The 14,278-nt window shown below is 64.0% G+C and carries 14 protein-coding genes; 8 read left to right on the top strand and 6 right to left on the bottom strand.

The annotated features are described in order from the left end of the window. Window positions 1-17: 17 nt before the first annotated feature. Both OXT71_18730 and OXT71_18725 read right to left on the bottom strand, forming a co-directional pair. On the bottom strand, window positions 18-980 hold the full coding sequence (locus OXT71_18730) for a hypothetical protein (GenBank protein ID MDE2928427.1): 963 nt from the start codon (window positions 978-980) through the stop codon (window positions 18-20). A gap of 36 nt (window positions 981-1,016) precedes the next feature. Next, complete coding sequence (locus OXT71_18725) at window positions 1,017-1,517, bottom strand: ferritin (protein ID MDE2928426.1); 501 nt, start codon at window positions 1,515-1,517, stop codon at window positions 1,017-1,019. Window positions 1,518-1,655: 138 nt separating this feature from the next. On the opposite strand from OXT71_18725, the gene OXT71_18720 reads away from it, so the two are divergent. Then, complete coding sequence (locus tag OXT71_18720) at window positions 1,656-2,093, top strand: hypothetical protein (protein MDE2928425.1); 438 nt, start codon at window positions 1,656-1,658, stop codon at window positions 2,091-2,093. A 54-nt stretch (window positions 2,094-2,147) separates the two neighbouring features. Further along, complete coding sequence (locus OXT71_18715) at window positions 2,148-3,203, top strand: membrane dipeptidase (protein ID MDE2928424.1); 1,056 nt, start codon at window positions 2,148-2,150, stop codon at window positions 3,201-3,203. Between the two features lie 40 nt (window positions 3,204-3,243). Here the strand turns inward: OXT71_18715 and OXT71_18710 are convergent, their stop codons facing one another. Beyond that, window positions 3,244-3,666, bottom strand: coding sequence for a cupin domain-containing protein (locus OXT71_18710; GenBank protein ID MDE2928423.1), 423 nt, complete (start codon window positions 3,664-3,666; stop codon window positions 3,244-3,246). A gap of 4 nt (window positions 3,667-3,670) precedes the next feature. Next, window positions 3,671-4,867: a lactonase family protein gene (locus OXT71_18705; protein MDE2928422.1), complete on the bottom strand. Its 1,197-nt coding sequence runs from the start codon at window positions 4,865-4,867 to the stop codon at window positions 3,671-3,673. 147 nt (window positions 4,868-5,014) lie between these two features. Between OXT71_18705 and OXT71_18700 the strand changes: the two genes are divergently transcribed. From OXT71_18700 to OXT71_18690, 3 genes are all read left to right on the top strand, one after another. Continuing rightward, entirely contained in the window at window positions 5,015-6,616 is a 1,602-nt protein-coding gene (locus tag OXT71_18700) for a hypothetical protein (GenBank protein MDE2928421.1), read from the top strand. 62 nt (window positions 6,617-6,678) lie between these two features. Further along, window positions 6,679-7,605, top strand: coding sequence for a dihydrodipicolinate synthase family protein (locus tag OXT71_18695; GenBank protein MDE2928420.1), 927 nt, complete (start codon window positions 6,679-6,681; stop codon window positions 7,603-7,605). Window positions 7,606-7,607: 2 nt separating this feature from the next. Next, entirely contained in the window at window positions 7,608-8,459 is an 852-nt protein-coding gene (locus OXT71_18690; protein ID MDE2928419.1) for an aldo/keto reductase, read from the top strand. 14 nt (window positions 8,460-8,473) lie between these two features. Here OXT71_18690 and OXT71_18685 read toward each other — a convergent pair whose 3' ends face one another. Continuing rightward, window positions 8,474-9,802 (bottom strand): Gfo/Idh/MocA family oxidoreductase, encoded by a 1,329-nt coding sequence (locus OXT71_18685; GenBank protein ID MDE2928418.1) that lies wholly within the window; start codon window positions 9,800-9,802, stop codon window positions 8,474-8,476. Window positions 9,803-10,030: 228 nt separating this feature from the next. Between OXT71_18685 and OXT71_18680 the strand changes: the two genes are divergently transcribed. Next, a complete protein-coding gene (locus tag OXT71_18680; GenBank protein ID MDE2928417.1) occupies window positions 10,031-10,984 on the top strand; it encodes a hypothetical protein in 954 nt (317 codons plus the stop codon). A gap of 33 nt (window positions 10,985-11,017) precedes the next feature. On the opposite strand, the gene OXT71_18675 is transcribed toward OXT71_18680, so the two are convergent. Further along, window positions 11,018-11,560 carry a hypothetical protein gene (locus OXT71_18675; protein MDE2928416.1) on the bottom strand — a complete coding sequence of 181 codons (543 nt, stop codon included), beginning with the start codon at window positions 11,558-11,560 and terminating at the stop codon, window positions 11,018-11,020. 339 nt (window positions 11,561-11,899) lie between these two features. Here OXT71_18675 and OXT71_18670 point away from each other — a divergent pair, with 339 nt between their 5' ends. Together OXT71_18670 and OXT71_18665 are read left to right on the top strand one after the other, a co-directional pair. Further along, window positions 11,900-12,391, top strand: coding sequence for an SRPBCC domain-containing protein (locus tag OXT71_18670; protein ID MDE2928415.1), 492 nt, complete (start codon window positions 11,900-11,902; stop codon window positions 12,389-12,391). Between the two features lie 391 nt (window positions 12,392-12,782). After that, window positions 12,783-13,562, top strand: coding sequence for a DUF1828 domain-containing protein (locus OXT71_18665; GenBank protein ID MDE2928414.1), 780 nt, complete (start codon window positions 12,783-12,785; stop codon window positions 13,560-13,562). The last annotated feature ends 716 nt before the right edge of the window (window positions 13,563-14,278 follow it).

The following is a 14,278-nucleotide window of genomic DNA, read 5'->3' as shown; positions in this document are numbered from 1 at the left end:
AGGGAGGCGGGGCGCCCCTACGTGGGCGGGTTGACCAGGTTGTCTTCGGTGGGCCGCCTCCCCTCGAGCACCGCCATCATGTCCCCCGCCACCGTTTCCAGGACTCCCCGCTGGGCACCCAAAGTCGCGCTCCCCACATGCGGAGTCAGAACCGCGTTGGGATGCCGGAAAAGGGGATGGGACCGGTCGGGCGGCTCGTCCAGGAAGACGTCGAGGGCCACGGCCCGCAGCCGGCCCGTCTCCAGGGCGTCGTAGAGAAGATCGTGGCTTTCGACCAGAGCCCCTCGTCCCAAGTTGACCAGGATCGAACCCGGCTTGAAGCTCCCGATGTTCTTCGAATTGATGAGTCCGCGCGTCTCCCGGTTGAGAGGGGGATGCAGGCTCACGATGTCGGATCTGCCCAGAAGCTCGGGCAACGGCACCGCTTCCACGCCATGGTCCGCCACTTCATCCGGCGCGAGATTGGGGCTATTCACCAGGACCTTGCAATCGAACGGCGCCAGCAGCCTCCGGACCTGCCTGCCGATGCGGCCGTACCCCACGATTCCGACAGTGGCCCCTTGCAGATCCAGGTTACGCCTCCCGTAGCGGTCCTTCCATTCCCCTTCCAGGAGCACGCGGCGCCAGTGGGAAAGGTTCTTGGCGGCGGCCAGCATCAGCGAGAGGGTGTGCTCCGCCACGGCCCGGGCCATGGCCCCGGGCGTATAGACCACCGGGACGCCCCGCCTGGACGCCTCCGCCACGTCCACCGTGTCGTAACCGACGCCGGCGCGTCCGATAACCCTCAGATTCGGAGCGGCTCTCATCATCCCGGCATCGATGAGGACCGGTCCCCGGGCCAGGATTCCCACCACCTCGGGACTCATCCGGGCCAGGACGGCTTCCCGGGTGAACTGATCGGAAAACAACAGGGTGTAGGGGGAGAACAGCTCCCGAGCCCACGCGGGCAGGGGCCCGGTGGACGCGATCGATTCAGACATGGGCGAAACTTGGAACGATTGAGCGACGCGGCGGGCTCAGGCCTCGTCCGTCCGGCCTCCCAGGCGATGATCCAACATGACCAGCGACGCCGGATGGTCTCCGATCATGGCCAGTTGCGCCAGGATGTCCAGGATGGTCTTTTCTTCCTCCACCTGTTCCTGGACGAACCACTGCAGCTCCACCTCGGTGGGGTAGTCCTTCTCTTCCTGAGCCAACCGGTAGAGTTCGTGAATGGTCCGCGTCACCGACTGCTCCTGCCTCAGCGCTTCCTCGAACATGACCCGGGGAGACTCGAAATCCAATTGGGGCTGAGCGATGCTGCCGAGCCGGACCCGGCCCCCGCGGTTCTGGACATAGTCGAAGAGGCGCATGGCATGGCCCCGCTCCTCCTCGCTCTGGGCCCGCATCCAGGCGGCGAACCCGGGCAGGTTCTGCGAATCGCTGTACCCCGACATGGAAAGGTAAACGTACGAAGAGTAGAACTCGCTCCGGATCTGCTGGTTGAGGGCTTTTTCGATCTTGCTGTTCAGACTCATGCTTCCTCCTTGGCGCCACTATGATGACACAGAGGGGAGACCAGATGGCCGGTCCGATGCCGCGACGACCTTTGCCACGGACTGCTAGACTACGGGAAGCTGGCGGCAAGCATTTTCGCAATCGAGACGATGTCGGAATTGACCACGATCACCTTGGGCCTTCTTCTCTTTCTTCCTTCAGTGGAGGCTCGATCCGACACGGTGCAGGTCCAGGGACGGCTGATCTGCGTGGAGGCCGGCGCCGAGCCGCCTGAACCCGTCGATTGTCCGTCCGAGGCTCCGGTACGCGCCCTGCTGGATGACACCGGACGCCTTTACCGGTTCCTTCCCGACGATCCCAAGGTCACCATGTTTGACGATCCCCGGGTCCGGAGGCGGGAACTCCAGATCACCGGCCGCCTGAACCCGCCGGACCGGTTGGAGATCGTCCGGGTCAAATCCATCGTCGACGGACGCCTCCACCATGTCTACTACCGGTGCGAGGTCTGCCACATCACCGCCTACGCGTACGGACCCTGCTGGTGCTGCCAGGACGAGTTCGAGTTTCGCGAGACCCTGACGCCTCCTCCTCAATGACGGGACGGGGGAATTGAAACCAGTCGAAACACAACACGGAAGGGATTGCCCAACATGCTGACCGTCGATTCTCACCTGGACCTGGCCTTCAACGCCGTGGAATGGAACCGGGACCTGACTCAACCCATCCACGCCATTCGGGAATCGGAGGCCGGCATGGGGCAGAAAGGCAGGGGCGCGGGCGTCGTGAACTATCAGGAATTGCGCCAGGGGCGGATCGGCCTGTTCTTCGCCACGGTCCACTGCCGGATCGCCTCCCTGGGGCGCCGGTTTGCGGGGGTCCGCAACCAGGACATCGCCTACGCCAAGGCCCGGGGGGAGCTGGCCTACTATCGGATCATGGAGTCCAAGGGAGTGCTCCGCCAGATCCGGAACCTGGAGGAACTCGAATCCCATCTGGAGGAATGGGACCGCAACCCCTCCTTCGCGCCTCTGGGATACGTGTTGAGCATGGAAGGATCCGACCCCATCGTGAGTCCCGAACAGGTGCCCGAGTGGTGGGACCAGGGCCTCCGCTTGGTCAGCCTGTGCCACTACGGCGTGAGCACCTATTCCCACGGCACGGGCGCCCCGGGAGGACTGACTCCACGAGCCCCTGAGCTGTTGCGGGCACTGGAGGAGGCGGGAATGATCCTGGATGTGAGCCACTTGGCGGAGCAGGCCTTCTGGGAAGCGCTGGGCCAGTTCGGCGGCCCGGTCGGGGCCACGCACAACTGCTGCCAGGCGCTCTGTCCGGGAGACCGGCAGTTGAACGACAAGCAGATCCGGACCCTGATCAGCCGCGGGGGCGTCATCGGAGTGGCCCTCGACGTCTGGATGCTCTCACCGAGTTGGAGCGGCGAGGACCAGGACAACAGCTCCATCAGCCTGGAGACGGTGACCGACCATATCGATCACATCTGCCAGTTGGCCGGCGACGCCCGCCACGCCGCCATCGGATCGGACCTGGACGGTGGATACGGCAGGGAGCAGTGTCCGCACGATCTGCATACCATCGCCGACCTGCGGAAGATCCCCCCCCTGCTGGAAAGGCGCGGCTACAGCCTGGAGGACGTGACCTCCATCATGGGCGGCAACTGGGTCCGGCTGCTGCGGGAAACCTGGAGCTGACGGCCGGTTTCGCCCGGCAGACGGGGCTCGGGGCGGAGCATCAAGCCTCCCAGAAGCCGGGAACCGGTAGCGCCTCGTCCTCTCCCGGCCAGGGAGGCATGGTGACGATGACGATCTCCAGCGGACCGGCGCCCGTGTTGCGGAACTGAAAACGGGTGCCCAGGGGGATGTCCACCGCCGTCCCCGGGCCCACCGCCTCGACGGTCCCCGAGGCCGCCTCGGCGGGCTTGCGCCACAGTTCTCCGGTTCCCCGCAGGAAGTACCAGATCTCCTCCACGGTCCGGTGGAGCACCGGGCTCGACACCTGACCCGGGGCCAGGGCGCAGTGGACCATGCTCCCACCCTTCAAAGCGGGCAGGAACCGGATCCGGGACCCGTCGGGCGCCAGACAGTCATAGCCCGCCTCGCCTGCTTCCCGCGCGGGCCGATCCAACAGCCGGCCGGAGATCCGCCTGGTCTGCATGGGGTCAGCGCGCCAACATGCGGATGCAGACCGGCATGGGGACATCCGCCGTCTGGCCGTTGGCCTCCAGCGCTCCGGTCTGCGAGTCGATCCGGAAGACCACCACGCTGTCCGAGTCCTGGTTGGCCGCCAACAGCCAGGTCCCCGTGGGATCGATCTCGAAGTTCCGAGGCGTCTTCCCCCGGGTCGGTTCCTGGCCCCGGGCCGTCAGCCGGCCCGTCTCCTGGTCGATGGCAAAGATCGCGATACTGTCGTGTCCGCGGTTGGAACCGTAGAGGAAGCGGCCCGAAGGATGGACCCGCACTTCGGCGGTGTGGGTGACGCCCTCGAAACCTTCGGGAAGCGTGGTAATGGTCTGAATCGGATCCAGCGTCCCCTTCTCGCCATCGTAACGGAAGGCGGTCACGGTGGAGCCCATCTCGTTGATGACGTAGCCGAACCGGCCGCTGGGATGGAAGGCGAAATGGCGGGGTCCCCCACCGGGATCGACCGGGACCGAGGTCGGCGTATTCGGTTCCAGTTCTCCCGTTCCGGCGTCGAAGCGATAGACCAGGACCTCGTCCGTGCCCAGATCTGCCGCCACGGCGAACCGGTTCTCCGGATCCAGATTGATGCTGTGGGCCCGGGGACCCGTCTGCCGCACCGGGTCCACGCTGGAACCCTCATGTTGGATGACCGAAATTGCAGGGCCCAGGCGGCCTTCGGAATCGATGGGGAAGGAGGCGACGCTTCCCCCCGAGTAGTTGGCCAACAGCAAGGTGCGTCCGGTCCGGTCCACCACCAGGTGGCATGGAATGGCGCCCTGCGAAGGCTGCAGGTTCAGGAAGGAGAGTTGGCCACTGGAAGAATCGATGGAATAGGCGGAGACGGTCCCCGTCTTGCCGCCCTCGAACTCGCCGATCTCGCTGACCGCGTAGAGATGGCGGCCGTTGGGGTGGAGCGCCAGGAAAGAAGGGCTTTCGATCCCCGAGACCACAGAAAGGCGTTCCAGAGCCCCCGATTCGGGATCCATCCGGTAGGTGTAGATCCCTTCGCTGTCGGTCCTGGTGTAGGTGCCGAAAAAGACGAGCAGATCACCTGAGCTCTCCGGTTGATCCATGGTTTTCACCTCTTCCCGGGTGCAGGATGCGGCCCCGCCCATCAGGATCAGCAGGACCACACCAAGTTTCTCCCATCGATTCCGGGCCGGCCGACTATTCATGGCGCCTCCACTTGCGTTGGCATAACGAAAACGTGTCCAGGAGGGCACCCGCACGGGGTGACGCTACCCGCCCTCATGTTACCCTTTTCCGTCACTCCCGTCGGTCACGGTTCCCGGCGGGCGGAACCCGGACTTTTCGAGGAAACCATGCGGAAATCAATACTCAGTTCCATCGGCACCGTCACTGCAATCGTTCTCCTGATCGGCTTGGCAGCCCCGGACCAGGCCGGGGCGTCGTCCCACGCCGAACGGATCAAGGGGGGACGGGAGCTCCACGACCCCGGACTGCACCTCTTCCTGGACGACGAAGAGGTGCAGGACCGGCCCGGATTCAGCCGGGTAGTCAAGAATCCGACCCGGATCCGGCGCGATCCGGTGTTGGTGCCCGACCGCCCCTGGGAAGGGCACGCGTTGCAGCTCTGGGGCTCGGTCCTCTACGACCGGGAGGAGAGGGTCTTCAAGATGTGGTACTTCTCCGCCAACACCCCCATGTACCGCCGCACGGGGCGCGGATACCTCATGTGCTACGCCACTTCCAAGGACGGCATCGTCTGGGAGAAACCGAACCTGGGGCTCGTGCCGATCGACGGCTCGGCCGCCAACAACGTCGTCTACCCCACGCCGGAAGTGCCCGCCTCCTGGGGCCTCGACCCCTGGGGCGTGGTCAAGGACCCTGACGAGCCGGACCCGGCCCGGCGTTACAAGATGGGCATGTACCAGCAACGTCCCACCGGCGCCGAGTCGGACCTGGAGCGCCCCGGCATGAATCGGGAGGAAAAGAACCGGGCGCGGAAGGTCTTGTTGCAGGCCATACGGGACCGGCACGGAATGTACGCGGCCTTCTCTCCCGACGGGATCCGGTGGACCCTGGGAGAGGAGATCCTGGTCCCCCGGGGCGGCGACGCCGGGGCGATGGTCTACGATCCGCTGGGCCGGCAATACCTGGCCACGACGCGGCGGTTCGGAACCATCATGGATCACTTCGTGGTGGAGTGGAAACGGTATCGCCGCGTCATCGCCCTCTCCACCAGCAAGGACTTCGTCCATTGGACCCCGCTGAAGACGATCCTCAAGCCGGACGATCTGGACCATCCCCGGGACCAGATGTACGTCATGACCGCCTTCGCCTACGGAAACCAGTACATCGGGTTCATCGGCATGCTCCACTCCTCCACCGAGCTGGGGCCGACACAACTGGCCAGCGCCCGCGATCTGGCCCACTGGCGCCGGGTCGGACGCCGTCAGGAATTCCTGCCGGTGGGCGCTCCGGGAAGTTGGGACGGGGCGTGGTCCACGCCGTCGGGGAATCCGCCGGTCCTGAAGGGGAACGAACTCTATCTCTGGTATTCGGGCCGTCCCCAGGCCCATGGCACCTCCGGAATGTGGAAGAGCTCCATCGGGGTCCTGACCCTGCGCAAGGACGGTTTCGTAGCGCTGCGCAGCGGCATCCGGGGCGGCGACGTCATGACCGAGGCGGTGACGGTGGCCGGCCCCAAACTCTACCTCAACGCCTACTCCTTCTTCGGCACCGTCCGGATCCGGGTCATTCACGATGGAGCGGTTGCGCCCGGCTACGCCTTCGAGGACTGCAACGGCCTGGAAAAGGGGGACGAGACCGATTTTCCCGTCACCTGGGGTCCCGGCCGCAAGGACCTTTCCGCCTTTGTGGGCGAGAAGGTGCGGCTTCACATCCAGTCGGACAACGCCACCAGCCTCTTTTCCTACCGCTTCGCCGCGGCGGACGACTGACGCCTCTTGGTTTGTCCTCCCCTCGAACGTATCCTCGTGGGCGGTATGCGGAGACCAACGCCATGAGCCGGGACCCAGGCGCTCTCAAGCGGACGAAAGCGGGAATGCTGGGCGCCGTGGACATCCCCTGGAACGCCGATTTTTCCCTGGACCAGGAGCATTTCCGGGGGCTGATCCGGCGGCTGCAGACGCTGGGAGCCGGGCGGCTCTACATCATGGGGACGGCGGGCGAAGGCTACGCCATGTCGGACACACGCTTTTGCGAGGTGGTGGACGTGTTCGTGGAAGAGATGTCCGGCTCGGGCATCGAGGCCCAGGTGGGGGTCATCTCCCTGGCCATGGAGCAGGTCGTGGAGCGGCTGGAGTACGCCCACGCCCAGGGAGTCCGATCGTTTCAGATCTCCCTGCCCGCTTGGGGAGCGCTTGAGGACGCGGAAATGATGGGGTTCTTCAAGACCGTCTGCGGCCGGTTCCCCGATTCCGACTTCCTGCACTACAACCTGGTTCGGACCAAGCGCCTCCTCACCGGCGACGACTACCGGAAGATCCTGGACCAGGTCCCCAACCTGGTGGCCAGCAAACAGAGCACCACCGACATGAACCGGGTCCGGGACTGGATGGTCAAGGCCCCCGAGATGCAGCACTTCATGCTTGAAACCTGCTTCGCCTACGCCTGCCAGTTCGGAGAGTGCTCCCTTCTCTGCAGCATGCACGGCGCGTTTCCCCGTCTGACCCGCGAGTACTTCGGCGCCGGCCGGAAGGGGGACATCGCCCGGGCGCTGGAGATCGCCGAAAAGTTCAGGCGCCACGGGGAAGGCCTTTTCGGTCACCTGAACCGGCCCATGATCGACGGTGCCTACGACAAGCTGATGGTCTGGCTGACGGACCCCACGTTTCCCATTCGCCTGCTGCCGCCGTACGAGGGGTTCACCGGCGAAGAGGCGAAGATCAGCCTGGATTACTACCGCAGTCTGCGCGGCGAGGCCTGAACATGGGGAGCCACCGGACCTACAACGGCGTTGCCATGCCCGAGTTCATGTACGGGACCGCCTGGAAGAAGGAAGAGACCACCCGCCTGGTCAAGCTGGCGGTCTCGAGCGGCTTCACCGCCATCGACACCGCCAACCAGATCATCCACTACGACGAGGCCCGGGTCGGGGACGCCCTGCTGGATCTGAGCCGCCAGGGAATCGAGCGGGAATCCCTCTTCCTGCAGACCAAGTTCACGTCCGCCGGAGGCCAGGACCACCGGACCCCTTACGACGCGTCCGCGGACATCACCACCCAGGTGGGGCAGTCTTTCCGCAGCTCCCTCCGGCATCTGCACACCGACACCCTGGATTCGTACGTCCTGCACGGTCCTTATTCGCGAATGGGGCTGGGGGCAGAGGACTGGGAAGTCTGGGAGGCCATCGAAGGGATCTACAAGTCGGGCGGAACCCGCGTGATCGGGATCAGCAACGTCAGCGCCGAACAACTCGACGAACTCTGCCGGAAGGCCGAAGTCAAGCCCATGGTGGTGCAGAACCGGTGCTTCGCCGTCCTGGGATGGGACTTCAGGGTCCGGGAGATCTGCCGCGCCCACGGGATCGTCTACCAGGGATTCTCGCTCCTGACGGCCAATCGCCCGGTCCTGTTCCATCCCCGGGTGCGGGAGATCGCCGGCCGTCTGGGAGTCGGCCCCGCCCAGGTGGTCTTCCGGTTCGCCCTGGAGGTGGGGATGCAGCCCCTCACGGGCACCAGCAGCCGGGACCACATGTTGGAGGACCTGGCGGTTCGATCGTTGCGGCTCTCCCGGGAAGAGACCACCTTCATCGAGGCCATTGCCCTGAGCCGGCCCTGAGCCGGGTGACGCCCCTACGCCCCGCGGGGGATCGCCCAGTGGCCCTTCCGGTAAGTGCGGGCCAGCAGGGCGTCCGCTTCCTCGTCGCCGGCGATCCGTTCCCTTTCCGGATCGAAGTGGAAGGAACGGCCCACCCTCACGGCGATGTTGGCCAGGTGGCAAAGCGAGGTGGACAGGTGCGCCGTCCCGGCGTCGGCCGTGAGATCGGCCTGCCCCCGTATCGCCTTCACCCAGGTCAGGAAGTTGCTGGTCATGTCCATTCTCGGCGTCACCCCCGGACGTTTGTCGAGCGGCTTGTTCTCTTCGTCCCAGAGTTGGAACCGGCCCCGGCGGCTGAACATCATCTTCCCCCCGGTCCCCAGAAACTCGACGCCGCCGTCCACGTCGTAGGGATGGTTGGCGGACCAGATCCTCATCTCGAACACCAACTGCCGGCGCTTGCCGACTTCTCCGTTGCCGGGATAGTCGAAGGCCGCGGTGACGGTGTCGGGGAACTCCTGGTCGTCGTCGAAGTAGAACTTGCCTCCGGCTACGGCCACCCGGGCGGGATGAACGTCCAGCCCCAGGCCCCAGCGGGCCATGTCGAACTCGTGGACGCCGTCGTTGCCCAGATCGCCGGTGCCGAAGTCGTACCACCAGTGCCAGGAATAATGGTGCCGGTTCTTCTGGAAAGGGACCCTGGGAGCCGGCCCCAACCAGAGGTCGTAGTCGAACCCGCCCGGCGGCGGGCCGGGCTGCTCGCGGCCGATGTTGCGCCGCTTCTGGACGTTCCAGGCCTTGGCGACGAGCACGTCTCCGATGATCCCGTCGTGGAGCATCCGGACCGCCTCGACGAACCCCCGGCTGCTGCGGGCCTGGGTCCCGTGCTGGAGGACACGCCCGGAACGCCGGGCGGCTTCCACCAGGAGGCGGCCTTCGCGGAGATTGTGGGAGCAGGGTTTTTCCAGGTAGACGTGCTTTCCGGCGTCCAAGGCCAGGATCGCCGCCGGGGTGTGCCAATGGTCGGGAGTCGCGATGGTCACCGCGTCGACGGACGTGTCGTCGAGAATCCTGCGCAGGTCGTCCACCGGCTTGGCGCCGCCGGCCTCGGCGGAGGCCTGATTTCGCCGCTCATCGTCCGGGTCGCACACATAGGCGATCTCGGTGTTGACCCCCTTGGGAAACCGGCCGATGTGGGAGCGCCGCCCCTGTCCTCCGCAACCGATGACCGCGAACCGGATCCGGTCGTTGGCGCCGGCCGCTGCGGCCGGGACCGAGGTCAGAACCGGGGAGGCCGCGGCAACGGTGGCCACTGCCCCGGACCCCTTCAAGAATTCCCTTCGATTGACTTCACCTGTTGTCATTGCGCCTCCTCTTCCCGCGGCGGCCGTCCGGCGCCGAAACCGGAGCGGCTCTGCAAACTCTCAAATTCGTCTTCCTACTCTACACATGCGAGAACGGGACTGTCCCCGTCTCGCGCTCTCAAGCCGCGCCGCAGATGGGAATGACGTTTTCTTACAATTAATTTATGGCCTTGTAGTCAACGATATCCTGCCGGATAGAGACGAACGCCGAAAGGAGGGGGATGGCCGATGATTCCAGAACAATCACACCGCGAGTTCCAACTGGAACCATTCGGTTGGACGGGCCGCGAGGCCGAGTGGATCGCCTTGGTCTGCCGGCATAGCGGCCTGTTCACCCACTCCCAGTTTTGCAGCTACCTGCACGCGCGGCCCCATCGGGCGCGCCGGTTCGTCCGCTGCTTGCGGGATCGCCGTCAAGCGGTCGAAGAGAATCTGGCCAGTCTTCCGGCTGCCGCCCGGCCCTGCCGGATCTCCGGCAAGGCCATCTACCGCGCGCTGGGCATCGAGAACGTGCGCCATCGCCACACCGCCTCCGGTCTCGTCCTGATGCGCCGGCTCCTGGCCCTCGATTACATCCTGGAGCACCCGCAGGAGCGTTGGCTCACCTCCGAACAGGAAAAAGTCGCCGTCTTCGATGACTTGGACATTCCCCGCCATCTCCTCCCCCGCCGCTATTGCACCCGGAAAGAGACGGTTTGGGTCCGGTACTTTCCCCAGGAACTCCCCATTTCCATCAGCCCCGGGAAGGCCACTTTCGTCTACGCGGAGTCCGGCTCCGGCAGCGGCGGGAACCTGGTGTCCTGGGGATCGGCTCACGCGCCACTCTGGCGGGCATTGCAACAGAACGGAATCCGGATCCGGGTCGTGGCCGTCGTCCGCGACGATGCCGGATTGGCACGGGACAATCGGATCTTGCGCCGTTGGATCCAGGGGCAATGGCCGAAGGCCTGCCGTCCGCTCACGTCCGACGAGGAACAGGAGATGGAAGAGATCCGTCTGGCGTTCTTTCGGAGTGACTGGAACGCGCTGGAACGTTGGGGCGGACCCCAATCGGCCCTCTTCCACCAACGCGAACTGAAGCGCCGGCCGGCGTTCGAAAACACCGAATCCGGATTCCGGATCGACCGGGCCGACTCCTGGCGCTCACGACGATTGTCGCTCCCGGGGACTGACCCCAGTTGATTCGCGTTGCGGACGTCGAATTCGGACGCCGCCTCAAAATGCGTAGCCCACGGCGACCGTGGAATGCACCGCGGGAATCAACCCGATACGGAGTTCCGGCGCCACGAAGATACGCTTGCTCAAGAACAGCCGAATGCCGAACCCTCCGGTGAAGTTGAAGCTTCCCTCCTTGCGCCACTCGAACTCCGGGAGCGACCGGTCATAGTAGTGCTCCACGTTGGGTTCCAAACTCCGGTACTGCGTGAATCCGAATCCGGCCACCAGGTAGGGATTGATGCGCCGGTCCGGCGAAAACTCATACTCCACGATCGGAGTGACCAAGAGGGCGCGCCTCTTGTAGTACCTGATCTTGCCGAACAGGTTCGCATTCAGGATTTCCACTCCGACCCTGAAGTTCCGCCCGGCCGCAGCGGTGACGGCTCCGCCGCCCAGCCAGGCGTGCGGAGGCGTGTCTTCCAGTCCCAGGGTGTAGCCGGCCTCTCCCCGCAGGTTGACCTTGCGTTCTTGCCCGAACATCGGTTGCAGGATCAACGACGAGATTGTGACGCAGTACAGGATCACACGTGCAGTTGTCATGGATGCCTCCTTCAACGGCGTTTCGCAAACCCCAGTCAGACGGAGAACCGAAGGTTGGACTCGAGACCGGGACCGAACTGGGGTGAAATGAAGAAAAGTAATGCGTCCGGCAAACTTCATAACGATCCTCCCGAGAAACGATGGCTACCGGTAAATGTGATTTTTCCGCCTGAGTTGGCTCACGGATGTCGTACAGGGGGAACCGTCCGGACGGTCAGAATGTTGGCTCCGGCAGGAGCCGCGGAAGGGATCCGACGCTGATGGTCACGCTGGGCGCAAGCGGTCTGCCGCGTGCGCGAGATAGTGACTGTCCCCGTCTCGTTTGCCAGACTGTTGGGCATGAGTGACCTGCATGTACGGACTGAACCCATCCGGATTGACGCCCCGGCCGGATTGGTCTGGCAGGTTCTGAAAGACGTTGAACGATACGGTGAGTGGAATCCGTTCACGCCGCAAGTACGGACCGATTTCAGGATCGGTTCGCCCGCTCATCTGCTGGTCAAAATGGGGCCGGCCAAGGTGCGAATCGCCGAGACCGTCTCCGCGTTCGAAGAACCCCGGCTCATTGCTTGGGGCAAGACATTCGGAGCGCGCTGGCTCCTGGCTGCAGTGCGGGAGCAGCATCTGGAACCCGTAAGCGAGGCGAGCTGCCGTTACCACAACACGGACCGGTTGACCGGTCTGCTCGCGCCGCTGGTGTTGCTTTGTGCTGGCGGTTATATGCGCGTCGGTTTCACCGATGTTGGCGAGGGATTGAAGCGTCAATCGGAGGCGCTGTACAAGAGGTCGAAGCCGCGAGGCGCTCGGGGCACACTCTTCCCTGATTCATGACTTCGAAGTCCCCACTATCTGAACCGGGTTTTGTCCCGGCCTGCGAGCCCGGACGGTCATCAACGATCAACCTGCCATTGGAATCGCGAGTTTCCGACTTCAAAGTCTTGTGTTCCAGAAGGGACTGTCCCCATCTCGATCCGTCTGCCACCAGGTGGTCCGAAGCTCACGCTGGCCCGGTACAATGGGCCGAGCCATCAGCATGGAGACATCCGTTACAAGCCTCACATTCATCGAACCACGGAGGCTGCCATCTCGGCGGGAAGGAAACCAGAACACGCGGCCGAAGGAACTCTGCGCTACAACACCCTTGAGGGTGCGCTCGCATGTCTAATCGAAGATTTTAGCCTGTCTGGAGTACGCGCCAGACGCGATCATCCGAGCTTGTTCAATGGCCATCAATCCTGACGACATCCAGCGGCGACTATGCGACCAGCTCTGCGCGGTCGTTCGCGTGGAGCAACGTTCCGATGGCGAGTTCATGCTCGCTACTGATTTCGAGTTCCCCGATGGGGACCGCTACCCGATCTACCTGTCGGAAACCCCGGGCGGCGTCCGCCTATCCGACAAGGGCGACACGTTGATGCGCATAAGCTACGACCATGATATCGAGGCCTTCCTTGCCGGAAGTCGCGGGCTCCTTATCGAGCGCATTCTCGGTGAGGAACGAGTGGACCAAAACCGAGGCATATTCTACCTGGATACACCCACCGACCGTCTTTCTAGTGCCCTCTTTCGGTACGGCCGCGCCCTCACCCGAATTTACGACCTCACTCTCCACTCGCGGTCACGGGCCGTCACCACGTTTTACGATGACCTCGCGGACCTAATCCTCCAGACAGCCGAGGAAGAACAGATACAGCGCGACCACCTTCTGCCCGACATTCCGAACTCGGAGGCCTATCCGATCGATTATCGATTTGAGGGGAAGAGTGGTGGACAGGTTTTCCTGTATGGAATTCCGAATCGAGACAAGGCCCGTCTGACCACGATCATCCTGTCCCACTTTCACCGAATTCACCTGGATTTCGACTCGATTCTAGTGTTCAACGATCAGACCGAAATCCCCCGGATGGACTTGGCTAGACTCTCGGATGTGGGAGGAGACCAAGTCTCGTCGCTCGCGTCGATTGAAGACCTGCGCCGAAAGATGGAACGGCGAATCGCGTAATTCCGGCGGGGTGACGACACAGACTGGACTTGAGGAACCTCGGGATGCTGAGGAACCGACCAGATGGTCTATGGAGCCACACCAGAACTTCACAAACGAAGCTTGATTGTTGCTCGTAAAGCGACTGCAACACCCCAAGCATAGTTGTTGATACCGGCCAGTGTGTTTTCCGCCCCGCCGCGAGGCGCTGGCGACCCTCGCACCACCCAGATCTACGACCGGAACCGCCGACACGCCGAACTCTCCAAAGCGATCCATCCCGCCGTCGGTCGAAGACTTCGTGAGCCCTTCGCTGCCGAGGGAACCGTGTCGTGGGAGTCGCAAGGATTCTCGATGGCCATTGACACACCCAAGACTCTTCCATTTGGGAGTTCATGACGGTACGGTTGTTTCCCACCCAGTCTGCTACCTCAGCGGTCAATTCCCCGGACATTCAGTGGGAGAACCTGACTGTCCCCATCCCGTGTTTCCGTGCGTCTCGACGCGACGTGACTGTCCCCGTCTCGCGACGAACGGTTACGCGCCAGGACTACCTCGGCTTCGCGCTGGGCGCCGTGAAACAACGAAGGTCAGAATGCAGCCCGCAGCCCGGGTGAGCGCGGCTCGAGCATCATGCGCAGACCGTAGCGCGGGCGAAGGGTAATCCCGCCTTGCGCTTCAACCCGGTGTCCGGGCGCCATACGCAGGCGATAGGCGCGGGCGATGGTGGCAAGCAC

The organism is Acidobacteriota bacterium, assembly GCA_028874215.1.
In the GTDB taxonomy this organism is placed as follows: Bacteria; Acidobacteriota; UBA6911; order RPQK01; family JAJDTT01; genus JAJDTT01.
This window is presented reverse-complemented; position numbering and strand designations above follow the sequence as displayed.

Bases quoted from the DNA above. Each gene is read 5' to 3' on its own strand.
- OXT71_18685 (MDE2928418.1), bottom strand. From the start codon at position 9,802: ATGACAACAGGTGAAGTCAATCGAAGGGAATTCTTGAAGGGGTCCGGG.
- OXT71_18710 (MDE2928423.1), bottom strand. From the start codon at position 3,666: ATGCAGACCAGGCGGATCTCCGGCCGGCTGTTGGATCGGCCCGCGCGG.
- OXT71_18730 (MDE2928427.1), bottom strand. From the start codon at position 980: ATGTCTGAATCGATCGCGTCCACCGGGCCCCTGCCCGCGTGGGCTCGG.
- OXT71_18705 (MDE2928422.1), bottom strand. From the start codon at position 4,867: ATGAATAGTCGGCCGGCCCGGAATCGATGGGAGAAACTTGGTGTGGTC.
- OXT71_18665 (MDE2928414.1), top strand. From the start codon at position 12,783: ATGGCCATCAATCCTGACGACATCCAGCGGCGACTATGCGACCAGCTC.
- OXT71_18680 (MDE2928417.1), top strand. From the start codon at position 10,031: ATGATTCCAGAACAATCACACCGCGAGTTCCAACTGGAACCATTCGGT.
- OXT71_18715 (MDE2928424.1), top strand. From the start codon at position 2,148: ATGCTGACCGTCGATTCTCACCTGGACCTGGCCTTCAACGCCGTGGAA.
- OXT71_18695 (MDE2928420.1), top strand. From the start codon at position 6,679: ATGAGCCGGGACCCAGGCGCTCTCAAGCGGACGAAAGCGGGAATGCTG.
- OXT71_18725 (MDE2928426.1), bottom strand. From the start codon at position 1,517: ATGAGTCTGAACAGCAAGATCGAAAAAGCCCTCAACCAGCAGATCCGG.
- OXT71_18675 (MDE2928416.1), bottom strand. From the start codon at position 11,560: ATGACAACTGCACGTGTGATCCTGTACTGCGTCACAATCTCGTCGTTG.
- OXT71_18670 (MDE2928415.1), top strand. From the start codon at position 11,900: ATGAGTGACCTGCATGTACGGACTGAACCCATCCGGATTGACGCCCCG.
- OXT71_18700 (MDE2928421.1), top strand. From the start codon at position 5,015: ATGCGGAAATCAATACTCAGTTCCATCGGCACCGTCACTGCAATCGTT.
- OXT71_18690 (MDE2928419.1), top strand. From the start codon at position 7,608: ATGGGGAGCCACCGGACCTACAACGGCGTTGCCATGCCCGAGTTCATG.